This window comes from Aphanizomenon flos-aquae FACHB-1287 (genome assembly GCF_014698755.1).
GTDB lineage: Bacteria > Cyanobacteriota > Cyanobacteriia > Cyanobacteriales > Nostocaceae > Dolichospermum > Dolichospermum flosaquae.
In genome coordinates this window covers 21,413-47,746 of sequence record NZ_JACJTO010000003.1, presented here as the reverse complement: position 1 = coordinate 47,746, position 26,334 = coordinate 21,413, and the positions used below count along the sequence as shown (strand labels likewise).

Below are 26,334 nucleotides of genomic sequence, written 5' to 3'. Positions count from 1 at the left end.
TCATTTACGGATATTTTTGCACGAGTCTACCATCCAAACAATGTCCTTTTAAACCTTGCTGTTAATGATGTTGCTGATTTCTCATATAATCATATATACCATAAATTTTTCCTAATGCAGCTTGTGGTTTTATAATTAATCCCATTGTTGCTTTGATGATTTGCATAATAAATCTCATAGTAAAAATTGATTTATTTGTATATCTATTAATTGTGAATAAATAACTATAGGTACTATATCTAATTTTTGTTAAAATATTTCTATTAGTAATTGATGATGGTTCATGTAGGACACTTAATTGTTTAGTAATGGCTATTAAATGTCCTTGATTAGCATAACGTCTGCAAAAATCAAAATCTTCATAATATAAAAAATAAGCATGATCAAATAAAGGACATTTAGAAAAATTCTTTAAATTAATTATTATACTACATCCTGAAACCCAATCACAATTAATATAATCCGTGTCGTTATTAGTTAATAAATCTACTTCTAAAATTGCGCCATTTTCAGGAATAAAGCGACCACCAGCAAACCAAATTTTCTGTTCAGGAGTATAAACAATTGTCCCTAAAATTGATAATTCTGGATATCGATTAAAAAACAATTGAGCTTTTTCTAAAGTATTTTCTGGTAAATAAGCATCTGGATTAATTATCCAAACTATTCCTTGTTTATCTTGATTGTAAATCCATTGTAAACCTAAATTACAACCTCCACCAAAACCAAGATTATTTTCTGATTCAATAATTATTGTTGATTGATTTTTTAGTTGATAAATTGAATTATCGTCAGGAGAGTTATTAATGATAATAATTTGGTAGTTATCATCTTGAGAAGATCTTACAGAATTTATTAATTTCTTGATAAGATATGTAGAATAATAGTTAACTGTTAAAAAATAGATCATAGAAATAAGAAATTTTTCAATTTATGAATATCAAATAAAACTTTCAAAGTTATAGTAATGATTAAAATTTTGATTATGAAAATGGCAAATAAATCGTGTGTCTTCCCCAATAATTTTTTGAATAGCTATTTGATACTTCATTTGAGATAGTCATCAACAATGTGACAAATATAATTTTGATAAGTTTGATTTTTTATTGATTGTATCTTTTTTTGGAAATATCCTAAATTAGGATTGTAGGTAGCTAAAAAATAGCAATTTTTTCAGTTGTTTGCATTTTTATCAATTACTGAAAGTAAGTCAATCAGTCGGATTTTTCTTCAAATTTTAATTAAATTATATTTTGACCGTATCAAAAACTATAGCACTATACCCCAAAATACCATACCAATAATTTTTAACATTATACATTCTAGAATTGTATCCAAAATTACTTAACTTAACCAGCATCTCTAGGGAAAAAATGACATAAACTAAAATGCCTTCTGTTCGTATAGGATCACCATGATAAACAGGCGGTAAAATATGATGTATGGAACCATCTTCTTGCAATTTACATCTAACTTCATCTTGATACCGATCACTATAAAAAGGTACTGTAAAAATATGCCTACCTCCACATTTGAGGATACGGTAAATTTCCTGGAAACCTTCATAGGGCTTGGGAATATGTTCAAATACATCACTACTCAGCACTACATCAAATGAATTATCAGCAAAAGAAGTTTTTGTTAAATCTTGATGCAGGATACCATTAATTACTTCTCCGCTTGTGTATTCCATACTTAAATATTCACTTGCTGTATAATTAGGTAATTCCTTTAAGAGATTATGTAAACACCCTGTAGTTTCTGTATTATAAATTTTAAAATCAGCTAGTTGTTCTAGGCGATGGGCTTTTGCAACAAAATCCTTGATGCTTCTAAATTTAAGTCCTTTAACTTCTTCAATTGCACCCAAAAGTATCACTGCCATTTGTCGATTTCGATTTGTAGAATGACAAACTATACATCTTCCCGATTCCCTTAAATTATCATTAAATACTAGGAATATAGTTAGTTGACCGCATATTGGACAAAAACCTAAAGTGTAGGTATATTTTAAAGCAAACTTATCAACCCAACTATTTTTAGTTTGGACTAAAGGATAAATCTGAAATTCATTTAATAAACTATTCATGACTAAATTATACCTTTGTTTTTATTAATTATCACTATCCATAAATTCAAGTAATTGCCTTAAAACTGATTTCATCGCTTGTGGGCTATATTGATTAATTAGATTTAAAGAATTACGAGAGAGTAAAGACCAAAGTTCATAGTTATTATAAACCATTAAAACGAATTGAACAAAATCTTTAACTTCATCAGCTATTAAAACATCGGAATCATGAGTTAATCCCATTCCCTCTGCACCAATAGATGTTGTTACTGTTGGCAAACCATAGGAAAGACTATGACCAATTTTACCTTTCATACCAGCACCATATCTTAAAGGTGCAACGAAAACGCGACTCTTCAAAAAATATGGTTCTACATCTTGAATATATCCAGGAACTTCGATTCGCTCATCCCTTGCTAAATTTTTTATTTTTGTTGGTGGATTACTGCCTAATAAAGTAATCTTGATATTAGGTTGTTTCTGCCAAATTAAAGGCATAATTTCCCTACACATCCAAATTACTGCATCTACATTGGGTGGATGCCTGTAGCCACCAATAAATAATAAACCATTTCTCTGCTCAAAATCTGGTAACTTTCCTTGATATTGGTGGTGTATATTCGGTACAACGAAAACATTACTGATACAGAAATCCTCTAAAATCTTTTTCTCAACATCTGTAACAACAACTGTTGAATTAGCTATCCTAGCCATATTTAATTCCATGTCTCGCAGTTCTTCCCAAGATGGTAAGCTAGAATTCCTATCGCTCTGAGGTATTAACTCTTGTTCTCGTTTTATCCGTAAAAAATGTAAATCTACTGTATCATAAATAATATTTATTTTCGACTTTCTTCTGATTATATTTATATACTTACTACATAACTCAGGTCGGCATATCCAAGCAATGTCAATTAGTTTTAGTCGTTTAATCAACTGATCTTCTAAATTAGGTTGTTGATGCGTAGCATATAACACTTCAACACCGAGATTTTGTAGTTCCGATGTGTAGGGTTCTTGAGCAAAGCCATTATCTGGGAGAAAAATTACAAAATATCCAAGGTTGATAAGAATTTGAATTATATTAAATAGTCTGTAAGAACCCGACTCTTGATCATGCAAAGGGACATAACTATCTATTATCAAAATAGTTTTGTTTCCTTGTAATATTCTAGCTGCCAACTCCGCGTTTTCTGCTTCGGGAGTAAGATAATGCTGTAATTGATCTTGCCATTTAAGCAAAAATTTATAACGATTGGCTTTTTGATAGCTCTTAATACCACTTTCTAAACTAGTACCAGAAGTAATTCCTTCATAATGAATTAATTGGGATTTCGGCTGGTATATAACCTTGTATCCCAATTCTCGAATAGCAAAACATAAATCAGTATCTTCATAATATGCAGGTAGAAACTCCTCTGAGAAACCACCCAACTTGTTGAAGATTTCGGATCTAACTAGTAAACTTGCCCCTGAACAATAATCAACCTGTCTTACATAATTATACTCAGGCTGATCAGGATGTTCTAATCTCCCATAATTCCAGCCAGAGGCATCTTGCCAAATAATTCCTCCCGCTTCTTGAAGTCTACCATTTGCATAAATTAACTTTGAACCAACAGCACCTACTTCATGATCTTGTGTGATTACTGCAACTAAATTTTCTAACCATCCAGGCAACACCTGAGTATCATTATTTAAAAAACATAAAAACTCACCTTTTGCTGTTGCAGCACCACGATTACAAGAACGAATAAAACCAAGATTCTGCTCATTAACTATAAGCTGAATATTTGATGAATAACTTAAATACTCTTTAGTTTCGTCAGTTGAATTATCATCAACGACAATAACCTCAAAGCTAACTAAGTTTGATGATTGATTTTGTAAAGCTTTTAAAGCATTAAAAGTATAAAGAAATTTATTATAAACGGGTATAATAATTGATACTTGGGGAGATGGATCATCAGGAAAGTTAAATTTTATTTTTTTAGGAGTATCAAGCGCTGTATATTTTCTTATTTTTTCTAAATCATTAATAGCTCCATATTTTGATAAGTTAAAACTCTGTTTAATTTTATTAGTTAGTTTTTTAAGAAAGCTTCTTATACCCTCTTCTTTGAAAATCATCCATGCTCTTTGAATTTTACTAATTTTCTTGATTTCAGTAGCCATAAATTTTTGCTTTAATTCAAGCTGAATTTGTAATAGTAAAGTTTGACTTTGTTTCAATTCTTCTTGTTTTACTAGTAATTTTTGCAAATACTCTTGATTCATGAATTTCATAAACTCCCTTAATTGAATAAAGTGAAAATTAACCAACATTGATTAATGTCCAATTCTAAATATTTGTTTCAGTTTAAACCAAAATTGACGAATTTTCCAAAATTTGCTAGATTCCATTGCTTGAATAATGTTTTGAGCTTCTTGCCATTCAGTTTGAGCTTGTTGGAGAAGTCTTTGAGTTTCCTGCCATTCCCGATATGATCGCTCTAATTCTGCTTGGATTTGTTGTAATTGTGATTGTTCCAATTTACTTTCAAAAAATTTTAGTAAATCATCAGATTCATCAATATATAAAGATTCCACAGGAGTTTGTATTTTCTCTAACTTATCAGAACATATAGCCACAAAATATATAGGGGATTTCAAACTGCAAATTTTTTGACTTAAATTATTTATATCCCCTGTATAAGCTTTAATATTTTTTGCTTCCGCATTTTCTAAAGGAAAAATAAAAGATCCTATACCCAATCTTTGCCCATATACTTTACTATATTGAAAATGTTTATTCATTAAATTAACTAATTCATCGTAATAAAGTTCTTTAACATGAAAGGGATTTGAATAATTTGTCTCATCGGAATAAGTTAGACGATTAGGAGAAGAAATAATTAATATCCCCCCTGGTTTTAAAACCCTTTGAATCTCCTGCATCATCCTTTCATGTTGATCATGATGCTCAATAGTTTCAAAAGATACTACTACATCAATAGATTTTTCCGGTAATGGTATAGATTCGCATGAACCGACCATAAACTTAAGGTTCTCACAGTTTTGATATGCTCGAGATGCGTACTCAACAGTATCAACACTAATATCTACTCCAACTACAGACTTTGCTAATTTAGCCAATAAAGCAGAACCATATCCTTCACCGGAGGCAATATCTAAGACAGTTTTATCAACTATAAAATCAAAGCACACCGCATACCGATGTAGATGCTCATATTTGATTTGTCCATCAACAGAGGGAATGTATCTTTCACCTGTAAATTTCATACTAATCTCTAAAATGTCTGCATTTATTATTACTTTACTGCTACTAATGCCAGTGATGAAGGATAGTCAATAGAAAACAGTCTACATTGTTGAAAACCAGCTTGTATAACCTGTCTCCAACTATCGCATCCGTACTCTGTATGAACTATTAAGTCATCCGACAGATTATCACTTGAGCCATGATAACTAGGAGGCATACCTTCTCTTGATATAGTGAGTCTATCAACAATCATGGGAATGGTGAAAGCACAGTACCCACCCGGCTTTAAAATTCTATAACATTCTGACAGTCCTCGAATTGGATACTTAATATGTTCTAAAACATCTGAATGTAGAACTAAGTCAAAAGACATATCTGGAAATTTCATGTTCATCATGTCTGATTCTGGATATATACTCAAAGTATGGTTAGGTATTTGCTGTAAAAAATGTGTTAAATTTCCAGCTTCATTAATTTCTAGTATTCGTAAATTTTGGATTCTCTCTTCTTTGACAAAATCCTTAAATAATCCCACGTAATCGAAAGATTTCATGATTGCAAATGCTAAGGCAATTGATCGGAAATTAGAATGACATTTTGTGCATTTATTTCCTTGTTGTTTATTAATATACTCAGCTTCATAATTTGATATGCGCCATTGATTAATCAATTCTTGCCAAAGAACATTGTCACTTGTAAAACTACTTGATCCACAACAATAACAAATCATGTGCTTAATATCTGATTTAATAACTCATTATCGACAGAATCCTGAACTGTATGATGAACAGCTACTTCAGTAAACCTAATAAATCCGAAAGTTAAGTCTGTTACCCCTGATTGTATAGATATACAAGTTAACAACCAATCCATCATTTCATGATTATGTTGACTCCCATCTGCTACTGCTGGTTCTAGCGAATAACTATCGCTTTTAATATGAGGCCAGTGGATCTTAAAACTAACAGTAATTAATTGATTTTTTGTAAATTTAGGTAACTGGTAGTTGTACTGTGTTGTGTTCCATCCTGCCATAGGCACTCTTAGTCTATCAAACATTGTAATACCAAAAATAGGGTTATGAATATTATCATGAGTGATAATCTTGGTCTTAAGTATTAACCAGTCATCAGGCATAACAAAACCCGTTTTTTGACTTTGAGAATTTAATACTTCTAGGCTTAAAATTTCACATTTTCCCGTGCCAAATCTTTTGTTATTAGGGAATGATAGGTAATCATTACCAGTAAAGGCATTTTGTTGATTAGATGTCTCTGACTGTTTATTTAATTTACATTCTAAGCCGGTTTCAATATTATTAACTATGTTTTTCTTATTTAGTACATTAGGTTCTGATTCCGAAACTTCTTTGATTCTTTTATTAATTTTTTCATAGACCCATGCTTGGTATAACTTACTAATATCAGTCGGAATGCCTTGTTCTAGAATACTGCCATGATTTATCCATACAGATTGAGAACAAAGACGAGATACTGAACTTAAATCATGAGAAACAAATAGAATTGTTCCTCCTAAATCTTGAAAATCCCTAATTTTTGCCATACATTTATGTACAAAAATTCCGTCACCAACGGCTAAAGCCTCATCAACAATTAAAATATCTGGTTCAACATTTACCGCTACAGCAAAAGCTAACCTGACAAACATACCACTAGAATAAGTTTTAACCGGCTGATCAATAAAATCTCCAATATCGGCAAAAGCAGCTATATCATCAAACTTATTTTCTATTTCTTCCTGACTTAAACCTAGAATACGTCCATTAAAGAATACATTTTGCCTCCCAGTAAACTCAGGATTAAACCCACTCCCTAATTCTAGTAAAGCCGAAACTCTGCCATTAACTAATACTTGTCCTCTAGTTGGTGTTAGCGTACCTGCAATAATTTGTAAAAGTGTACTTTTACCCGATCCATTTTGTCCGATAATCCCAAAGGTTTCACCTTTACAAATATCTAAGTTAATATCCTGTAAAGCCCAAAACTCCTGTGCATAGGATTTTCCAGGCAACAACAACTCTTTAAGCCTATCTACAGGACGGGCATACCGCTTAAAGCACTTTGATACATTTTTCAGAGAAATTGCAATTTCTTCTCCCATGCTTTTACTTTTAACCCTCACAAATTCAAAATAATAACCACAGTGCCATCCTCAATGTTCATAATACATCAGCAAATGCTGGACGCAATCGCTTATAAACTGTAAACCCACAATAAAATATCATAACTGATATCGCCGAAGCTACACCCCACTCACTCCAATGCTGTACCTCCCCCACTAAAACTATATCCCGATAAACCTCCGCTATAGCTGCCATAGGATTTAACCAAAACACCCATTTTCGGAAGGCTTCAGGAATTGCTGAAGCCGGATAGATAATTGGTGTCAAGTACATCCACACATTTAATAATACTCCCATTGTTTGCGGAATATCTCGCAAAAACACTGTTAGCCCCGCTGTCAAATAACCCAACCCAGCAGTTAATAATAACTGTGTCAGCCAAACTAAGGGTAACAGAGCCAAGGTAGTATGTAAAGTATGAGTCGTGATAGCTACGAAAAATATCAACGCCATTAAACCAAAGGAACTTTCAATAAACGTTGATAAAATTGGCACTAGAGGTAACAATGCCAGAGGAAATACCACCTTCTTAACTAAATTCGGCTGTCCTATTACTGAACCAGCAGACTGCATAAGTCCACCTGTAAAAGCAATCCAGGGTAATAACCCCGCAAATAGCCATAAACCAAAGGTAAAATTATTTTCTGGTAAACCCTTTAAAGTGTGCAGTTTCACCTTCAGCACTACGGAAAATACATAGGTGTAAATTAGTAATTGTGATAACTGATTAAGTAGAGGCCACAAATTTCCTAGTACAGAACCTTTATACCTTGCTTCCAAATCCCGACGGACTAAAGTTCTCAGTAAGTCGAATTTACTCCACCATTTTTCATCTACTGGTAGAATGCGCTTGAGTTTGATTATCTTACGTTTAAGCTCCACGGTAGAGTACATCTTCATCTATTTGTTGCGCTGTAATCATTTTCCCCATCTCCTGATTTATGTGATAACCATTTTTAGAAATTATAATATCATTGTATTTTCTCTAACCCAGAAAATAATATCATTATTAGCGATCACTTAGTCATCAAGTATCAGGATCAATATTTAACTCTTTAATTTTTGAGCTAATGCTAAATATATATGACTTAGCTTCTGCTTCCCAGGTAAAATGTAAGGTATTATACACAATTTTCACTCTGTGTAAAATCAATGTACTGATAAAGTGCTTTTAAACTCATCTCAAAATCCACAGTTTCCAACTTTAAAATTTCTGATTCTCCTCGATAATCAGTTAATAGCCATTTACCTTGTTCATTTTTCACAAACTGTTTAATATAATACTCTGTTTGGGAAATTAAAATATATTCTTGAAAGCTGGGAATCGTCCGATAAGCATCAAATTTATCCCCTTGATCATAGTTAGCGGTGGATTTTGATAAGACTTCAATAATCACAAGCGGATTAGTAATAACACTTTGAGTGTTACCTTGATAACTTGATTTACCTGCTACTACCATCACATCAGGATAAGTATAACGATTATATGCTTCAATCCATAATTTTACATCTCCTATATATATTTCATAACCTTGTTCTTCTAAAATTGCTAAAAGTTTAGCTGCAATTTTCAAAGCTAATTTGTTATGATTTGTTGTTCCTCCTGTCATGGTGATAATTTCTGCATTTAAGTATTCATGTTTGATTTCAGATTTATTTTCTAACTCCAGATATTCTTCAGGAGTGTAATAAGTTTTTTCCGTTGACATAGGAGTGGATAGAGTCATATTTTTTTCTCCTTAATCAGTTAAGTAAACAACTATAATCTTCTATAGTTTCCAGATTTAATGGTTTATCTTACTTCCATTGACAACAAATCCATCAATTGATTTTCCCATGGATGAACCCAAGTCCATCCCCACCCTACAATAATTATGCCATTAAGCAAGGCTCGGCGATTCATAAACTGTCAGGTTCAATACCTAACTCTCTTAATTTTTGCTCTAAAATAGCTGCTTTATTTTCTGCATCATCAGCACGCTGACATTCAGATTCAGCCCTTTTATATTCAATTTCAGCTTTTTGACGTTCAGTTTCAGCCTTTTGACGTTCAGTTTCAGCCCTTTGACGTTCAATTTCAGCTTTTTGACGTTCAATTTCAGCTTTTCTAATTTCTTCTAAATTAGCTTCTTCTGGTGTAGGTACTAATCTTCCTTCAACAGTAAAATATCTTAACCTATCTTCCCAAACCCCTAAGTATAAACCTAACTCCTGACTCCAATACCAGCCATTTTCCGATACTGGAATAGTTTTATATTCACTGTCGGTTAATCGCCATCCTACCAATTCTAAGGTATTTGGAGAAAACCAAAAATACTCAGGAGTACGGAATTGATTTTGATATAACTGTTTTTTCAATCCCTTGTCTACTTTGGCTGTAGAATCAGAAAGTAGCTCAATGATCACATTGGGATATTTACCATCCTCTTCCCATATTACCCAAGACAGCCGGGGACGTTTTTCTGTGTCTTTGACTAAAAAAAAGTCCGGTCCCCTAAAGTCTCGATTTTTCAACTGTTGTCGGCTGTAATAAACGCTAAGATTTGCACCAATAAAGAAATCCTCTCTATCACGCCATAACCATTCTAAACAAGTTACTAAAATTAATAGTTGTGTATAATGTAAAGAGCTTTCCATCTCCGGTTCGTCGCTGAGTAATTCCGTGCAATCTGGCATTAATGCTTCTATCTCTTGTGCGGTTAAAGCCATAGATTTTATGGGGATAATTTACTATCTTTTGTTAATTATAAACTATCAGGATTTAGTCCGTACAATTATCAGATGATAGTTATATTAGAGCAAATCCATAAATTGATGCCGCCACAGATGAAAACAAGTCCATCCCAATGCTAAAATAATGATCCCACTCAGTAAAGCCCCCCAAATTAAACCTAAATCCGGTGGAGAACCTGATAATGTAATCTGACGCAAACTTTCAATAATTGGGGATAAAGGATTTAAACCTAAAAACTGTTTGACCTGCTTGGGGACAATAGCTGCTGGGTAAAATATCGGACTACTTAACCAAATCACAAATACCACTAACTCATAGAAGTAAGGAAAGTCTCTAAAAAATACGTACAAAGCACTGACTAAAAACCCAACTCCTGTCGAAACTAAAATCAGCGCCAGAAAAGGAAATACCAACGCTAGGACATTGACTAGACTTTTAGAATTAATCAAAGTCATAATCCCTAGTAAGGGTAATGCTCCTACTGAAAACTGAAAGATATTAGACGCAATCATTGATACCGGAAAAACACTGACTGGTAACTGAATTTTATTTAATAATGCACCATTACCGACTACGCTGGTTAAAGCTTGGGATGTGCAAGCTGAGAAAAAATTGATGACTAACAGCCCTGTCAGTGCGGCCAGCATATAGTTAAGAATGGAGTTACCATAATAAGATGCAAAGGTAGCACCAAAAATAGCAGTATACAACCCTGTCATAATCAACGGGTTCAATAGTGACCAATAAACCCCTAGAAAAGAACCCCGATAACGGACTTTTAGCGTCCGTCCAACTAAGACGTGCAGGAGTTCGCAATAGCGCTGCACTTGTAACCAATTGAAATTATCTTTCAGGGAAAGTATCATTCTTATAGCACCATGAGTAATCTATCACTTGTATCAAGACGATAGTTTTTTCCTAATTAACTACACTATCAGGATCTACGCCTAGCGATCGCAAATATTCTGCTAATTTATCTGCTCGTTGACGTTCATTTTCAGCCCTTTGATGTTCATTTTCAGCCCTTTGACGTTCAGTTTCAGCCCTTTGACGTTCAGTTTCAGCCCGTTCTGTCAAAGTTGGCAACCAACCATCAGCATTATACCCACGTAACCATAAACCCTCTGTATTTTGATAACTACCTTGCCATAAACCTAAACCCATTTCTATTTCTTCTAACCAAAAGCGGTTTTCCGATAGATTTATCGGTTCATAACGAGCACCATTAAGTTTAAATCCACGAAAATTATTTTCATAGCGGTCATAAACAACATAATAGGGAATACGCAAAATATTTTGGTATACTTCCCACTTAGTTGGGGGTTTATTTACTTCCCGCAATGTTTGTCCTAAATCTTCCTGTTCTGTTCCTGGTGAAAGTAATTCTACTACCAAAAAAGGAGCAATTCCCTCTTGCCATACTACATAACTTAAACGTAAATATTCCTGTTGGTTAGCATTAGCAACTCCTAAGACCATATACCAATCAGGACGCTTATACCAGCCAGGATGGAGGGGATCATAATAAAGGTTTAAGTCGCTGGCTAGTAACATTTCCTCAGACGAATAATTGACAGGTTGGCAAGTTTCACTGAGTAAATCTGCTTGAATACAATGAAATTCGTCCGGCAATCCTGATTCTCCTACTAACTCACTGGGTAAATCATACATTGTCGGCATGGTTTCTTTTGGCGACAAGGGGGGATTATGTTGATACATATTTACCTTAAACGATCATGGTCTACACTGAGCTATAGCAAACGTGCTGCTAAAATTTGTACTTTCTCTCTTTCATTTGCTAACTATTGTTCTGGTTCAAGAGCGTTGGGCTGTAATAAACATAAGATATACCTACTACCAATTTAATTTTAATCTATGAGCAGTGAAAACAGAGCGCCAGATTCCGCTATACTGAGATTTGGATTATTTTATTGTAACTAGATCATGGAAATCGGACAGAAAGTTAAGGTGATTCGTTTGCGCGACCGCGTATCCTCTCCTATTGCTGAAAAACTCGGAAAAGTTGGTATTATCGAAGGCTACAAGGTCACAGATGGGGCTGGAATTGGTGTAGTAGTAAAGTTTGACGATGACTTCTCTACTTGGTTTTTTGAAGATGAAATCAAAATAGCTTAGTCAAAACAACTTATAACAGAGGCTAAGAGGATGGGTTGAGTGCTAAGTTGTAATGGAAAAGATCGGCAAAATTGGAAATTGAGTAATGGCCTTGATACTGACATTTTTGGGCAAAAACGGCATCGCTTGCAGTAAGATAGCGATCGCTGCAGCCATTAGCTTGGCAACACAAGGTAAACGGGTACTCCTAGCAGGACTAGCAGATCCAACATTGTCAATTCTACTCAATACTACTTTGACTCCTGACCCCCAGGAAATCTCTCCCAATCTGGAAGCAGTACAGTTTCAAGCATCTGTACTGCTAGAACGCAACTGGGAAGAAGTAAAAAAATTGGAGGCTCAATATCTCCGTACACCAATTTTTAAAGAAGTTTATGGGCAAGAACTGGTAGTATTACCGGGCATGGATAACGCCCTCGCTCTCAATGGGATTCGTGAATATGATGCCAGTGGTAAATATGATGTGATTATCTATGATGGCACAGGCGACGCTGCTAGTTTACGAATGTTGGGAATGCCAGAATCTTTAAGTTGGTATGTCAGACGATTTCGGCAATTGTTTGTTAACTCTGATTTGGGCAAAACAATTACCGAATCTCCCCTGGTTCAGCCTTTAATTAGCAGTCTTTTTAATTTTAATTGGACTGCTGATAATTTTTCCCAACCCACTAATCAAGTTAATAATTTCCTCGAAGAAGGCAAAGCTGCTTTAGCTAATCCTCGGCGTGTTGCTGCTTTTTTGGTGACAACTTCAGAACCCATTGATGTGGCAAATTCCCGTTATTTGTGGGGAAGCGCTCAACAAATTGGTTTAACTATTGGTGGAGCAATTTTATTTGCTGGTGCAGAAAATACAAATCTAGCCGCAGAATTTGCACCTCTACCTGTGAGTATAGTTCCTGATGTCTCCAATGGTGAATGGCAATCTCTCATAGATGCTTTACCCAACTTTGTTGAGCAAGCATTACAAGCTAACCCACCCATGGAAATTGACGTACATAATCGCCAAGTACGCCTATTTTTACCTGGTTTCGACAAAAAACAGGTAAAACTTACTCAACAGGGTCCAGAGGTGACGGTAGAAGCCGGAGATCAAAGGCGTAATATCTTCCTCCCCCCAGCTTTAAGTGGTAAACCTGTGACTGGCGCAAAGTTTCAAAATAGCTATTTGATAATTTCTTTTTAGCAATCACTAATTACCATTACACCTTATGTCTGAATCAAATCCCATTGACCCAATTTCTCAGCCTAATCAGGCTATGGAATCTACAAATCAAGAACCTACAATCACTGAAGACCGCAATGCGAAAACGAGGCAATTGCTGGGAATGAAAGGTGCAAGTGCTGGGGAAACTTCTATTTGGAAAATTCGCTTACAATTGATGAAACCAATTACCTGGATTCCCCTAATTTGGGGTGTGGTCTGTGGTGCGGCTTCTTCTGGAAATTATACCTGGACTTTAGAAAATGTTTTGAAGTCTGCCTTGTGTATGCTGCTTTCTGGTCCTTTATTGGCAGGTTATACTCAAACTATCAATGATTATTATGACCGAGAACTCGATGCGATTAATGAACCTTATCGTCCTATCCCTTCTGGGAGAATTTCGGAAAAGCAAGTAATTAGCCAATTCGTGCTTTTACTATTACTAGGATATGGGGTAGCTTACATTTTAGATTTATGGGCAGGTCATCCAGTTCCTAATGTTTTATTGTTGTCGGTTTTTGGTAGTTTCATTGCTTATATCTATTCTGCACCACCGTTAAAATTAAAACAAAATGGTTGGTTAGGAAATTATGCTTTAGGTGCAAGTTATATTGCTTTACCTTGGTGGGCTGGCCATGCTTTATTTGGGGAATTGAATTGGAAAATTGTCGTTCTCACTCTATTTTACAGTTTGGCAGGTTTAGGTATTGCCATTGTTAATGATTTTAAAAGTGTGGAAGGCGATCGCCAATTAGGTTTACAATCATTACCAGTTATGTTTGGCATCCAAACTGCGGCTTTGATTTGTGTGGTCATGATTGACTTATTTCAAGGTTTGGTGGCTGGTTATTTGGTGAGTATTCACGAGAATTTATATGCAGCGATTCTCGTATTATTAATCATTCCCCAAATCACTTTCCAAGATATGTATTTTCTCCGTGACCCCATAGCTAATGATGTTAAATATCAAGCCAGCGCCCAACCGTTTTTGGTTTTGGGAATGTTGGTGACAGGTATTGCATTAGGTCACGCTGGCGTTTAATTGTAGGGTGCGTGATGAACGCACCATTTTATTTTAATTAGCACTTGCCAAGGCTCATACATTCACATACAATGATTAGTAAGATATCTGCAAGATTACATTATGGGGACTGCTTTTGGTCTTTATAACCAGGAGAACGGGAGAAAAAATAAAAGATTTCAAACCCACCTAGGTGGGTTCTGCTCATGTAAACGCGGTTTCTAACCGCCATTTTCATCTAGACAAAAATTAAATTAATTTTGATAATTGCGTGTCTAGCGTTTGAGTCGTGTCCACAACCGTTATATAAGGTTGTTCTTGATTTGTAAATGGTTCAGATTGGTTAATTTGCGATGTTAATAAATCAGCAGTAGCATCAGCAATATCACCAGTGCGGTTAAGTAGTCGTTCTTGGATCACTTCTAAGGGTGCGATGCAATTGATAATATGTACAGGTAATTGATGCTGTTTAGCTTCAGAAATAGCCGCTTCCCGTAAATCCTGACGATCATATTTAGCATCTAAAATTACAGACCAACCTTGATTAGCCAGTATAATTCCTAGTGCCAATAATCGACTATAGGTTTTTTGTGTCATTTCTGCGGTATAAATTTCATCACCACCTCTAGCTAACAGGGGAATGCCCGCTAAATGCTTACGCACAGCATCAGAACGGAGATGAAGTGCATTCAGTTTTCGGGCTAAATACTTAGCTGTGGTACTTTTCCCTACACCAGATAATCCCGACATCAAAATCAGTTTTCCCTCTTGGGGTTTAGTATATTCCCATGCTTGATGATAATATGCAGATGCGGTTTTTGATGCTTCCTCTTTCACAACATCGGATACATTAGGATCATCTAACAAAAATGAATTTACTTTAGCTCGCACATAAGCCTGACGACTTAAATACAAAGGTAATACCTGTAATCCTTCCCAATCTCCAGTTTCTTCTACATAAGCGTTTAAAAAAGCATTTCCTAAATCTTTCCGTCCTCTAGCTTCAATATCCATGACGGTAAAAGCTACATCATACATAACATCAGCAAAACGAAAAGGCTCATTAAATTCTATGCAATCAAACAACATAATTTTCTCATGCCAAAAAGCAATATTTCTGAGGTGTAAATCACCATGACATTCGCAAATATAGTTATTCTCAATTCGGTTTTTAAATAATTCTGAATGTTCAACAAAGAAGTTATCTGTATATTGTTTTGTTTCCTCAAACTGTGTTTGTGTTTGGGGGCCACCAATATATTTTTCAGCTTGCTGATAATTCTCATCAATTGCTAACCGCACTTGGGAAACTTCCCCAAAACTGCGAATATAATCATTTGTCTCAGCTTGAGCATGATATTGAGCTACAACTCTTCCTAATTCTTCTAATTGATTTTCTTGTAAATTCCCATTACCAAAAAGTTCACTAAATAGGCATTCTTGGGGAAATTGACGCATTTTTACCGTATATTCTACAGCTTCTTCTGTACCACCTAAATGGTATTGTTCACCTACTAAGGTTAAAGGTATAACTTCCAGGTACAATTCACCTGCACCCCGTTGATTTAATCGTAACTCTTCCTCACAAAAATGTTTTCTTTTTTCTAAAGTGGAAAAGTCTAAAAAACCAAAGTTGGCTGGTTTTTTTAGTTTGTAAGCATAATCCCCTGTTAAGAGAACATAGGAAATATGAGTTTGTATCAGTTCGATTGGTTCTGTGACAGGGTGAGGATAAAATCCTGGCTGTAACATTTGTGAAATTAAGGTCGGAAGATTGGTTTCTGTCATTGGTCAATTATTTTTGGTTCGTGGTCAGTTGTCAGTGGTTTGTGGTCAGTTGTCAGTGGTTTATAGTCAATTATTTTTGGTTTGTGGTCAGTTGTCAGTGGTCAGTTGTTTTTGGTTTGTGGTCAGTTGTTAGTGGTTTATAGTCAATTATTTTTGGTTCGTGATCAATTGTCAGTGATTCATGATCAATTGTTTTTGGTTCATGGTCAGAGGGATTTTGATAGTCTTACCTTCTACAAAAAAACCAGGGTTAACCCTGGTTCTCTTCGTGATTATTACCTATTATTACCTGAATTTTAGCCTTTAGCTCCGGCAAAAAAACTTAGGTGATAAGGTGTACCTTTGGCAGGGTGAATCTGAATTTCGCTGATTACGGTTGTACCAGTCCACTCTAATTCGGGAATGCTCAGTTCTATCTGAGTTTTATTAGCAGTAACTTGTTTGAGCAAGCGTTCTACAACTTTAGCGTCAAGAACTAGGGAAATTGATTCAATTCCTTTGTGACCATACAAGTTAGCGGGAATGAGGCCAGAACGGCGTAAAGCCTTGGGTTTACTACCTTCGGGACGGGGTTTAGATTCGAGTGCGATCGCCATATAATTTTTGGTTGTTACTTGTTACTTGTTAATTATCATTCAGTAATTATCATTGACTAACTCGCTGTCCCATTAGGGTGTAACAGTGCGCGTTTTGGTCCGTGAATAGGATCTTCGACAATGATAGTTTGATCACGACTTGCTCCCAGTGAAACAATTGCGATCGGCACTTGCATCAATTCTGCTAAGAATTTGATATAGTCTAGTGCTGGCTGCGGTAGATCTTGCAGGGTACGACAGTGAGTTGTTGGCACTTGCCATCCAGGTACAGTTTTATAGATGGGACGACAACGGGCAAATTGACGGGCGTTAGTGGGGAAGTGTTCGCAACGTTCACCATCCATTTCATAAGCTACACAAACATTGATTTCCTCTAATTCATCGAGAACATCTAGTTTGGTAATTGCCATACAATCCATGCCGTTAATACGAACTGCATAACGACCAATTACCGCATCAAACCAACCACAACGACGTTTACGACCTGTAGTTGTGCCAAATTCCGCACCGCGATCGCCTAATAAATCCCCAATTCCGCCGTTTAGTTCCGTGGGAAATGGACCTTCTCCGACTCTAGTAGTGTAGGCTTTGGACACGCCAATTACCCGATCTATCATTGTTGGTCCGAGTCCGCTGCCAACGCAAGCCCCACCAGCCACTGGGTTAGAGGATGTGACATAGGGATAAGTTCCATGATCCAGGTCAAGCAGTGTCCCTTGCGCTCCCTCAAACAAAATATTTCGTCGTCGTAAAACTGCATCGTAAATTTTCAACGATGTATCAACGACAAAAGGACGCAAACGTTCTGCATAACCTAAATACTCCTCAATCACTTCTTGCGGATTTAGGGGCGGTAGATTATACAGCTTTTCTAAAATGGTGTTTTTATAGTTTATCGTCCACTTTAACTGTTCACGGAGTCCATCAGTGTCCATCAAGTCTAACATCCTGATGCCTGTACGTTCCGATTTATCCGCGTAGGTAGGACCAATACCTCTACCCGTTGTACCGATTTTATGATTTCCCCGTACTTCCTCTGATGCCTTATCAATCATGCGATGATAGGGCATGGTGACATGAGCCGTCTGAGATATCAACAGATTGGCCGTGGAAATATTTAATTGTTCTAGTTGGTCGAGTTCTTTGATCAAAACCTGTGGATCTATGACTGTTCCACAGCCGATGATACACTCGGTATTTGGATACAAAATACCAGAGGGAATTAAATGCAGCTTAAACGTCTGACCTTGGACTACGATTGTATGCCCAGCGTTAACTCCCCCTTGGTAACGTACCACCACATCTGCAGAGCGGCTGAGTAAGTCAGTTATTTTACCTTTTCCTTCATCGCCCCACTGGGCACCTATGACAATGACGTTAGCCAAGAGATTATATTAAAGGGTAAAGTTTCCACAAATATCTATTATCAACACATTCTTGAGTTCTTGTCAAGCAATTAATTCTGATAGTTCTATCACCTGGTTAAGATAGGAATTGCCATTCATAATAGAACATAAAGGAAGAAAGAAAAGGTACAATAACACTAGACTGGTTTTACGGCACTTCCCCATGTAAGTACATATAGCGGGTAAGATGCCCGTAACACAAGAGTTTCATGAGTGCGGAAAACGCTGTATTTAAATAAACGAACCACAGAGGCACGGAGGACACGGAGAAAAATGCAACGGTCTGTTTTATTAGGGAATTTACGGTTTAAACCAATTAATTGGGTGAGTTTTTTTGCTGATTTCCTCTTGGTTGGGATGGTTTTTGGTCCCATTCTTGCACCTTTTTTGGCTGGTTCTGGTGTGTTTGTGTTACCGATTATTGCGGATATTATTTACTTTATGGGTAATCATGTCTGTCCTCAGCCTACTATGGGTTTGGAATTATCTTCACCTTTTATTATGGCGGTGTGTATGCGTTGTTATGGAACTATTACAGGTTTGTTAGTTACTCGGATTTTGTATGGTTTAACTAATGGAAAAGGTGTTTTTTGGTTGAGTAAATATGGTTGGTATGGTGCTGCTTTTACTAGTATCTTAATGATGGCTTATCCATTAGAATTAGCAGCGGAGGTTTTCGGCTTTTGGGATTTTAATAATTATCTTGCTACTCCTTTTGGTTTAGTTACGGGTTTGGCTTGGGGTCTGTTTACTATGCCACTTTTACACCAGAAAATGCGAATAAAACAGGTATTATATTTACATAAATAATCTCTAATTTTTTATTGCTGAAGATAATAATTAAATCTGGTTCGTAATTGTTCAATTGTTAAATCTTGGGTCCAATATTCTATTAAAGCATGACCAAATGCCCAAGCATTACGATCTGGTGTAGATGAATTTTCTAACAATAATGGCCACAGAGATAATAAATCAAAGTTGCGGGTTTTAGAATTGTCTATATTTAATAACGGAAAAAGTTCATAAGCCATTTGTAATTTCCCAATTACTATGGGTAATTTTTCAATGGGAATTTGTTCTGCTAGTAAATAAGCCAGGGTAGGAGAACCTGTTGATAATGTGGAAATAAATTGCAAAACGGGACTTTTTAATATTGCGGTAATTCCTTGAGTAGTTGTCATTTGAAATGTATAATGATCAATAATTCTAGCTGCTGCTGTAGTGCGAGTTTCTAAATTACGTAAAAAGCGAGTTAGTCGTAATTGTTTAGCTGGCTCTATTGCTGCTAATAATCCTGAAGATAAGGCTTCTATATTCCAATTATTACGATTATTTTGCGGATCATTTGTAACAATAGGTAAAACTAAATTAGCAAAATTTCCTAATAGTTGTTGGCGATATTTTGTGGCTTCTCGAATAGAAATTTCTTTGGGTTTTTCTCCCTTTTCCCAATTATAAGGAGGTTGCCATTCACGTATAGGACGTAAACGATCTACTTGAGTTACAATCGCAATAATGGGTAAATCTTCTACTTCTAATTTTACATCTTCGAGAAAATCTACATCCATTTGTAAAGCTGGATCTAGTGCTGGAGTAACTAATAATAGTAAATCAGCATTACTAGCATAATCAATGACTAAATCTCGCAAATCTTCCCGTTTTACCTGTTCATAACCGGGAGTATCCCAAAGGTTAAGAATTTCCCCATTTTCCGTTTCCCAATGATAATTTTGAATTGTATCTGTACTCGGTAAAACATCAACCGCAGCCAATTCATCTTGAAAAAGAGTATTAATTAAACTACTTTTACCTGCACCTGTGCGGCCAATAATCAGAATATTTATAGGTTTTTGGGCAACTGTTTCTAGGGGTTCAGATTGGCTGAGAATGTCCCGCAGAGTTTGGGTTTTAACTTGGGGTAGGGTGGGGATAGGTAATTCAATTTTGGTGTCTGTATAGAGAGCAATAGCTTGTTTGCATAAGTTCCGTAAAGCGGCTTCTCGTAATAGTTGACTCAAGTTTATTAATAATTCTTGAGAAGCCCGATTTCCCACTCCTTCACTAGCTTTTTTAGCCACCGCAGTAATAGGATTTAATACCCATTGCGCCCAATTCCAAACTTTCCACAATTTACGGGCAGATGGTTCTAATTTACGATAAACTTCATAAGTTTGATAAGCTTGTCCAACTGTAACTTGATTAAGAACAGGAGATAATTTTTGCATCCATTGATCCATATCATCTACTGTACCCCGAATTAAACCGTAAACTTGGGGAATATAAATATTTAAAAGTGGATATTTAACCTCAGGATTATAAATATGAGAAATTACTACTATTAGCTCTTGACATCTTTGCCAAAAAGTTTGCCAATCTTCCCAAATAGGTAAATCATTTGCAGACCTAATAAGAATATCTTGTAATGCAGTTTGTACTGCTTTAGTCGTATCTGTTCCGATTAATAAATTATTATCTGTGGAAGTTTCTAACTCTTCTCGAACTTCTGCAAAAACAGCTTCCATTTGATTGATTGCCGGTTTAGTCCAGCGTACCAGTAACCACCGCCAACCGACAAATATAAATGTAAATAAAGCCCAAATCCAACTTAATCCCCAAGTGTGAATTTGTGTTCCCGCTGCAACAATGAGGAAAGAAATAATAATCACAATTGGTGAAACTAAGATCATCCATTGCCAGAGTTTTAAGCGTATCATTGTTTTATACCTATTTGTAAACTTCAGGGAGATAAAAAAGACCTAACAGTTCCAGAACAATAGACATCAGAAAACTCAATCTGCCTCTGTGCGTGAGATAATCATAATTCTAAATACCAAAGGAGTCCGTAAAAATGAGTCGTATTAATCCCTACACATTACAAATGCAAATCACCCAAATGTTTGCACAAGGACAATCATTTTTTGCCCTGACCAAAGTTCAAGATTGGTTAAAAGAGCATAATCAAAACCCCTTAGATTACGAGATTATCTTCCATAAAAAACCCGCACCTCCCGGTTCAAAAGAAGTAGTAGTTATAGAAATAGAACTCAAACGTAAAGATGGAGAACCAGTGGATTCTTGGTTACAAGAACAAGCCAATTTACACGCGTAATTAGCCCGGTGGCAATTCCAAGGGAATATTACCGAGAAATCCTTTCCGAAAATCAGTAATCATTTGTCTAGCTGCACGTTCCACATCCCCTTTATAACGATGTTCTGCTAAGACTTGTAAGTATGTTTCCCCTGTGTGCATGATCGAGTCGAGATCATATCGTGTAAGTAATGGGTGTGGTGGTAATGAATGAGAATGTGTTTCCTGAAGTTCATTCAGTATATCTACGAATGCTGCGGCTATGAGTTGATTATCATAAGCCGCTTCACCAATATCATCACAAATGGCTAATTTAATGGCTGCAGCTTGGCTATCAAGTCTTGCTGGAATGACCCCAGGAGCATCCAACAATTCTAGATGATCAGAAATTCTTACCCACCGCAATTGTCGAGTTACACCAGGACGGGCGGCGCTTTCTACGACTCGCTTTCCTATCAAACGGTTAATTAAAGCTGATTTACCAACATTGGGAAAACCAATGACGACGGCGCGGACGGGACGGGGTAACATTCCCCTATCTGTGCGGCGTTGATTAAGTTCTATCCCTGCTGCTTGGGCGGCTTTGGCAATGGCAATGACACCTTGACCATGTTGGGCGTTGGTAAAATATGGAAATTCTCCTTGATTTTTAAACCACTCTATCCAGCGCGATCGCACTTGTGGTAAAATCATATCTACTCGGTTGAGTACCAGTATCCGTGTTTTTGTCCCCACCCATTCATTCATTTGTGGGTGACTTGTAGCTTGGGCAATACGAGCATCTCTTACTTCTAAAACCACATCAACCCGTTTTAGCTGTTCTTTGAGATTTTTTTCAGCTTTGGCAATATGGCCGGGATACCATTGAATTAAATTTAATTTGTAGTTTTGTGTGATTGACATTGTTAGTTTGTTAGTTGTCAGTTGTTAGTTGTCAGTTGTCAGTTATTACTAATGATTTACTTGATGTGATTGATGTAAAATTAAACGATTACCGTCGGGGTCGTAGGCATAAATTTCTTGACCGTGGGAAGCTATAGAAATTTCTCCAGGTGGGGGATAGCCTAAAGATGTTAAATTAGATATGGCGGTTTTTAAATTATTCACTTCTAAACACAAACTTAGCGGACTGTGAGTATTAATGACAAATTCCGATTCATTTGCTGATTTGGGTTTAAAAATACCTAATTTTAACCCAGCAACTTCAAACTCAGCGTAGATATCGGGAATTAGTTTCTTTGGTTTTTCTTCTAGTAATTGACTATAGAAACCGACTATATTATCAAAATTAATTGTGGCTATGGTGATGATTATACTATTATATTGCATATTTTTTTGATCTTAAATTTACTACAAAAGTGCGGTTAATTCACCCTCCTAAAATTAACAAACAAGCTACAGCACTTTTGGCTTGAGTGATGTACACCTTATGCGGGCAAGAGGCCCGCACCACAAGAGTTTAATTATTTATATCTGTACTTCATGGCTGTATATCTTTGAATATAATCAATATTTATGAATGTAATTTAACCTAAAAGCGTCCAGTCTCTGTATAGAGAAATTAAAATACATAAAAACAGTTAGCGATAGCTTCGCTAACCGTAGGTATCATCTACAACAATTTTTTAGACAACCACTGGGATTAGTAGTATAACTTAAAAGTCAAAACAGGCTTAATTTAGTATTTACCCGTAAATACCCGTTCTGCAGGTCCTGTCATGTAAATCCGGTTGTCAACTTCTGACCATTCAATTTCTAGAGAACCACCGGGTAATTCAATAATAGCATGGCGATCGCACAAATCATTCAATACTCCCGCGACTAAAGAGGCACAAGCACCAGTACCACAAGCGAGGGTAATTCCCGCACCCCGTTCCCAAACGCGCATTTTCAAATAGTTACGATTTACGACTTCAATAAATTCCGTATTGGTTTTTTTGGGAAATACAGGATGATTTTCAAACTGGGAACCAATGCTTTCTAAATTAATAGCCGCCACATCTTCCACAAATATGATACAGTGAGGGTTTCCCATACTAACACAGGTAACATCCCAAATTTTTCCGGCTACTTCCAAGGGATGATTAATGACTTGAAACTGACTAGATGCTAAACTAGTGGGAATTTCCCCTGGCAATAATCGAGGTTCACCCATATCCACTTTTACTTGACCATCATCTGTAAGTTGTGGTACAATCACACCTGCAAGGGTATGAATACTATATTTATCCTTTGTCCGGGCAATACCCTCTAATTCCGTCAAAAATACCGCTAAACAGCGAATCCCATTACCACACATTTCCGGTTCTGAACCGTCGGAGTTAAAAATCCGCATAGTATAATCAGTACCATTTTGTCCAGGAAGTGCGAAAATCACACCATCTGCTCCGATTCCAAAATGACGATCACACCACTGTACAGCTTTCTCAGGTGTTAATACTGGTGTTAATGAAGAACGGTTATCAATAAGGATAAAATCATTACCCAGTCCGTGATACTTAGTAAATTCGATTGCCATTTTGCTCTATATGAATTATCAAAGATCTATTAATTTTATGAAAAAATCTGTCAGTTGTCAGTTGTTAATTGATAATTTTTTCTATCACTAATCACCAATATATATATGACAGCCAATCAATTTGATACTTCACTACCTAGCACTCGCCAAATCCAAAAGTGTACTAAAGAAAAAATCACAGTCAAATTTGGATTAATGACCGGTGATACGATTATAGGTCGAATCTTTTGGCAAGACCAGAATTGTATATGTGTTTTAGATAGTAACAATGAACAAACTACACTTTGGAGACAAGCGATCGCCTATATGAAACCTTTAGGTGATATGGTAGAGGAAAAGGGGTTAGTCCCCCAAAATGCCAATGTCGAGGTTGTACCCGTATAATTTGTCAACTGGCAAATCCATGGGACTTAAAGGCGATTTTTTTACCCAAAAACCAATCTAAATGACGTGGTAAAAGGGTTTCTAAATCATAATTCTGGATAATTGTTTTTCGCGCTTTAGCACGAATAGAAATCATGTCTCCTGAATTATCCAAAGCTTCATCTACCTTTTGAGCAATTTCTAGGGGAGAAAAGAAATCTACCAATATGCCATTTTTACCATCTTTAATAACTTCTAACACAGGTGGGGTATGAGAAGCTATTAATAAACATCCTGCGGCCATTGCTTCTAACATTGACCATGATAAAACAAAGGGACGGGTTAAATAAATATGAGAACAGGAAGCTTGTAATACTTGTAGATATTCATCGTAAGATAGCCGCCCGGTAAAGTGTAATCTAGATAAATCCAGATCTAACTTTTCTAACATTAACTGTTTATAAGTTTTACCATCGGGAAGATTTTTCCCATAGGCGACTCTATCTTCACCCACAACTACAACATGAGTTTTAGTCCGTCTTTGTTGAATTAATGCTACTGCTTCCATAAATTGGGGAAAACCCCGGTAAGGTTCCATACCCCTACCCACATAAGTTACTAATTCTTCTACTTGGGAAAGGTCAAGATTAATTCGGGGTAAAACTAATTTTGCTCCCGGTTGGGGTTGGAAAAATTTGGTATCAATACCATCGTGACAAACAGCGATCTTGCTATGATATTCTACAGGAAATTGTTGATGTTGCCAATTAGTAGGGGTAAGTCCACGATCACAATTTTGTAAATCAAGTAAAATTGGGGCATTTTTGACGCGAATGCGACATTGATCATCTACAGTTAGGGGGTCGCTGGGGTCAAAATCGGCATCAGTTCCATGGGCATGATAAAACCATTCAAAGAAACATAATAATTTAGCTTTGGGGAAAATTTCTCTCATAAATAATGTTGGACCCCAACCAGAATGACCATAAATTATGTCTGGAACAAAACCCTGTGCTTTCAGTTGTTCACCCATTCGATATACAGCTTGTCCTGTAACTACTGCATTTTCTAAATTGCGGACATAATGATGAGTTGATGGGTTAGCTTGACGAGAGGGTTGATACATAACCTTTAATACACCGGGAATTGCCCCTTCCTGACGATTGGTGCCGAAGACAACTTGATAATTACTATTTTTGGCTAAAGCCGTGGCCAGGTGGCGAAATTGGGCAGGGAAGTTAGGATGTAAAAATAAAATCCGTCGTGGATTTGTAGAATCACTTTTCATATCTTTATTGTCTATGCATTCTGATCAGTATTGTGCTTTTCCATTAAATTATTAACTTAGTTTACGACTAATCTCATAAAGTTGAGCGAATTTTCACAGGGTTTTTACTTCTAGTCAACTGCACACAGAGATGTTTTCCCTTGTAAATTCAGGGTTTTGCAGATTTTAAACATCAAAAAATAGCCAATTCACCGGGGATAGGCATGACCCGTGTAATTTAATGAAAACTTAAGATTCTTGTCGAAATGAATGTTTAGCAGCGATCGCTAGTATTGTGGAAACTGACGGATAAATTTTCGGCTGTCTCTCAAGTTACCCACTACCCCGGTCTCACAATGACTACTTTTAGTAACTTTTTCCGTTCCCTTGTCCTGACCACCATTTTTAGTTTTCTGGTTCCTGTCTTCCTAGTTGGTGGTATATTGTTGGTTTTATGCCTTTTTAGTTACATATATGGGCTAAAAACCATAATTTCCGGTGTTTTTCTGCAAATTTTCCATTTTCTCGCCACTTTCGGTAGTGGTAGTCCCCTCAATGGTCTATTGACAATTAGTTTAACTTGTGGTTTTGTTGGGTCACTGTTTGATATTTACGTTTATTATCGCCATCAAATTCTTCGTACTGACCCCTGAAAGTCAACAACCTATAAAATCAGCTTTGATGAATTACACAAACATAAAAAAGGTAATTCTCACAATTGTAACCCGTAGTTAAAT

The 26,334-nt window shown here is 36.2% G+C and carries 27 protein-coding genes; 8 read left to right on the top strand and 19 right to left on the bottom strand.

The window, feature by feature from the left end; genetic code table 11:
- Positions 1-61: 61 nt before the first annotated feature.
- The 11 genes from H6G44_RS02220 to H6G44_RS02170 all read right to left on the bottom strand — a co-directional run bounded on the left by H6G44_RS02220 (position 62) and on the right by H6G44_RS02170 (position 11,929).
- Positions 62-910, bottom strand: coding sequence for a glycosyltransferase (locus H6G44_RS02220; protein ID WP_190386768.1), 849 nt, complete (start codon positions 908-910; stop codon positions 62-64).
- A 336-nt stretch (positions 911-1,246) separates the two neighbouring features.
- Positions 1,247-2,089: a class I SAM-dependent methyltransferase gene (locus tag H6G44_RS02215; RefSeq protein ID WP_190386767.1), complete on the bottom strand. Its 843-nt coding sequence runs from the start codon at positions 2,087-2,089 to the stop codon at positions 1,247-1,249.
- 24 nt (positions 2,090-2,113) lie between these two features.
- Complete coding sequence (locus H6G44_RS02210) at positions 2,114-4,348, bottom strand: glycosyltransferase (RefSeq protein ID WP_199291807.1); 2,235 nt, start codon at positions 4,346-4,348, stop codon at positions 2,114-2,116.
- 51 nt (positions 4,349-4,399) lie between these two features.
- Entirely contained in the window at positions 4,400-5,353 is a 954-nt protein-coding gene (locus tag H6G44_RS02205; protein WP_190386766.1) for a class I SAM-dependent methyltransferase, read from the bottom strand.
- Between the two features lie 29 nt (positions 5,354-5,382).
- Entirely contained in the window at positions 5,383-5,886 is a 504-nt protein-coding gene (locus tag H6G44_RS02200) for a class I SAM-dependent methyltransferase (protein ID WP_190386765.1), read from the bottom strand.
- A 173-nt stretch (positions 5,887-6,059) separates the two neighbouring features.
- Positions 6,060-7,454 carry an ABC transporter ATP-binding protein gene (locus H6G44_RS02195; protein ID WP_190386764.1) on the bottom strand — a complete coding sequence of 465 codons (1,395 nt, stop codon included), beginning with the start codon at positions 7,452-7,454 and terminating at the stop codon, positions 6,060-6,062.
- A 58-nt stretch (positions 7,455-7,512) separates the two neighbouring features.
- Positions 7,513-8,370 (bottom strand): ABC transporter permease, encoded by an 858-nt coding sequence (locus H6G44_RS02190; protein ID WP_190386763.1) that lies wholly within the window; start codon positions 8,368-8,370, stop codon positions 7,513-7,515.
- Positions 8,371-8,597: 227 nt separating this feature from the next.
- The gene (locus tag H6G44_RS02185) at positions 8,598-9,203 is read right to left on the bottom strand and encodes a Uma2 family endonuclease (protein WP_242031733.1); all 606 of its coding nucleotides are present in this window, start codon (positions 9,201-9,203) and stop codon (positions 8,598-8,600) included.
- 172 nt (positions 9,204-9,375) lie between these two features.
- Positions 9,376-10,185 carry a Uma2 family endonuclease gene (locus H6G44_RS02180; protein WP_190386762.1) on the bottom strand — a complete coding sequence of 270 codons (810 nt, stop codon included), beginning with the start codon at positions 10,183-10,185 and terminating at the stop codon, positions 9,376-9,378.
- 84 nt (positions 10,186-10,269) lie between these two features.
- Entirely contained in the window at positions 10,270-11,076 is an 807-nt protein-coding gene (locus H6G44_RS02175) for an ABC transporter permease (protein WP_190386761.1), read from the bottom strand.
- Positions 11,077-11,128: 52 nt separating this feature from the next.
- Positions 11,129-11,929 carry a Uma2 family endonuclease gene (locus H6G44_RS02170; protein ID WP_190386760.1) on the bottom strand — a complete coding sequence of 267 codons (801 nt, stop codon included), beginning with the start codon at positions 11,927-11,929 and terminating at the stop codon, positions 11,129-11,131.
- 225 nt (positions 11,930-12,154) lie between these two features.
- Between H6G44_RS02170 and petP the strand changes: the two genes are divergently transcribed.
- From petP to chlG, 3 genes are all read left to right on the top strand, one after another.
- Positions 12,155-12,346 carry a cytochrome b6f subunit PetP gene (petP, locus tag H6G44_RS02165; RefSeq protein WP_190386759.1) on the top strand — a complete coding sequence of 64 codons (192 nt, stop codon included), beginning with the start codon at positions 12,155-12,157 and terminating at the stop codon, positions 12,344-12,346.
- Between the two features lie 85 nt (positions 12,347-12,431).
- Positions 12,432-13,532 carry a Get3/ArsA fold putative tail anchor-mediating ATPase NosAFP gene (locus H6G44_RS02160; RefSeq protein ID WP_190386758.1) on the top strand — a complete coding sequence of 367 codons (1,101 nt, stop codon included), beginning with the start codon at positions 12,432-12,434 and terminating at the stop codon, positions 13,530-13,532.
- Positions 13,533-13,557: 25 nt separating this feature from the next.
- A complete protein-coding gene (chlG, locus tag H6G44_RS02155; protein ID WP_190386757.1) occupies positions 13,558-14,592 on the top strand; it encodes a chlorophyll synthase ChlG in 1,035 nt (344 codons plus the stop codon).
- Between the two features lie 228 nt (positions 14,593-14,820).
- Here the strand turns inward: chlG and H6G44_RS02150 are convergent, their stop codons facing one another.
- Positions 14,821-16,359: a bifunctional aminoglycoside phosphotransferase/ATP-binding protein gene (locus tag H6G44_RS02150; protein WP_190386756.1), complete on the bottom strand. Its 1,539-nt coding sequence runs from the start codon at positions 16,357-16,359 to the stop codon at positions 14,821-14,823.
- Here H6G44_RS02150 and H6G44_RS20055 point away from each other — a divergent pair.
- A complete protein-coding gene (locus H6G44_RS20055) occupies positions 16,359-16,502 on the top strand; it encodes a hypothetical protein (RefSeq protein ID WP_190386755.1) in 144 nt (47 codons plus the stop codon). The two genes, H6G44_RS02150 and H6G44_RS20055, sit on opposite strands and share 1 nt — an antisense overlap.
- A 153-nt stretch (positions 16,503-16,655) precedes the next feature.
- On the opposite strand, the gene rplY is transcribed toward H6G44_RS20055, so the two are convergent.
- Both rplY and H6G44_RS02140 read right to left on the bottom strand, forming a co-directional pair.
- Positions 16,656-16,955: a 50S ribosomal protein L25 gene (gene rplY, locus H6G44_RS02145; protein WP_190386754.1), complete on the bottom strand. Its 300-nt coding sequence runs from the start codon at positions 16,953-16,955 to the stop codon at positions 16,656-16,658.
- A 56-nt stretch (positions 16,956-17,011) separates the two neighbouring features.
- Positions 17,012-18,340 carry an adenylosuccinate synthase gene (locus H6G44_RS02140; RefSeq protein WP_190386753.1) on the bottom strand — a complete coding sequence of 443 codons (1,329 nt, stop codon included), beginning with the start codon at positions 18,338-18,340 and terminating at the stop codon, positions 17,012-17,014.
- A 294-nt stretch (positions 18,341-18,634) separates the two neighbouring features.
- Between H6G44_RS02140 and H6G44_RS02135 the strand changes: the two genes are divergently transcribed.
- The gene (locus H6G44_RS02135) at positions 18,635-19,171 is read left to right on the top strand and encodes a DUF2085 domain-containing protein (protein ID WP_190386752.1); all 537 of its coding nucleotides are present in this window, start codon (positions 18,635-18,637) and stop codon (positions 19,169-19,171) included.
- An 11-nt stretch (positions 19,172-19,182) separates the two neighbouring features.
- On the opposite strand, the gene H6G44_RS02130 is transcribed toward H6G44_RS02135, so the two are convergent.
- Positions 19,183-21,075 (bottom strand): GTPase family protein, encoded by a 1,893-nt coding sequence (locus H6G44_RS02130; RefSeq protein WP_190386751.1) that lies wholly within the window; start codon positions 21,073-21,075, stop codon positions 19,183-19,185.
- Positions 21,076-21,209: 134 nt separating this feature from the next.
- Here H6G44_RS02130 and H6G44_RS02125 point away from each other — a divergent pair, with 134 nt between their 5' ends.
- Positions 21,210-21,470: a hypothetical protein gene (locus tag H6G44_RS02125; protein ID WP_190386750.1), complete on the top strand. Its 261-nt coding sequence runs from the start codon at positions 21,210-21,212 to the stop codon at positions 21,468-21,470.
- Here H6G44_RS02125 and ylqF read toward each other — a convergent pair whose 3' ends face one another.
- The 3 genes from ylqF to dapF all read right to left on the bottom strand — a co-directional run bounded on the left by ylqF (position 21,471) and on the right by dapF (position 23,967).
- Complete coding sequence (gene ylqF, locus H6G44_RS02120; RefSeq protein WP_190386749.1) at positions 21,471-22,352, bottom strand: ribosome biogenesis GTPase YlqF; 882 nt, start codon at positions 22,350-22,352, stop codon at positions 21,471-21,473.
- A gap of 48 nt (positions 22,353-22,400) precedes the next feature.
- A complete protein-coding gene (locus H6G44_RS02115; protein WP_190386748.1) occupies positions 22,401-22,778 on the bottom strand; it encodes a VOC family protein in 378 nt (125 codons plus the stop codon).
- 349 nt (positions 22,779-23,127) lie between these two features.
- The gene (gene dapF / locus H6G44_RS02110; protein ID WP_190386747.1) at positions 23,128-23,967 is read right to left on the bottom strand and encodes a diaminopimelate epimerase; all 840 of its coding nucleotides are present in this window, start codon (positions 23,965-23,967) and stop codon (positions 23,128-23,130) included.
- Positions 23,968-24,072: 105 nt separating this feature from the next.
- On the opposite strand from dapF, the gene H6G44_RS02105 reads away from it, so the two are divergent.
- Positions 24,073-24,351 carry an Hfq-related RNA-binding protein gene (locus H6G44_RS02105; RefSeq protein WP_190386746.1) on the top strand — a complete coding sequence of 93 codons (279 nt, stop codon included), beginning with the start codon at positions 24,073-24,075 and terminating at the stop codon, positions 24,349-24,351.
- 4 nt (positions 24,352-24,355) lie between these two features.
- Here H6G44_RS02105 and H6G44_RS02100 read toward each other — a convergent pair whose 3' ends face one another.
- The gene (locus tag H6G44_RS02100) at positions 24,356-25,618 is read right to left on the bottom strand and encodes a glycosyltransferase family 4 protein (RefSeq protein WP_190386745.1); all 1,263 of its coding nucleotides are present in this window, start codon (positions 25,616-25,618) and stop codon (positions 24,356-24,358) included.
- A 335-nt stretch (positions 25,619-25,953) separates the two neighbouring features.
- Here H6G44_RS02100 and H6G44_RS02095 point away from each other — a divergent pair, with 335 nt between their 5' ends.
- Complete coding sequence (locus H6G44_RS02095; protein ID WP_190386744.1) at positions 25,954-26,250, top strand: hypothetical protein; 297 nt, start codon at positions 25,954-25,956, stop codon at positions 26,248-26,250.
- Positions 26,251-26,334: the final 84 nt, after the last annotated feature.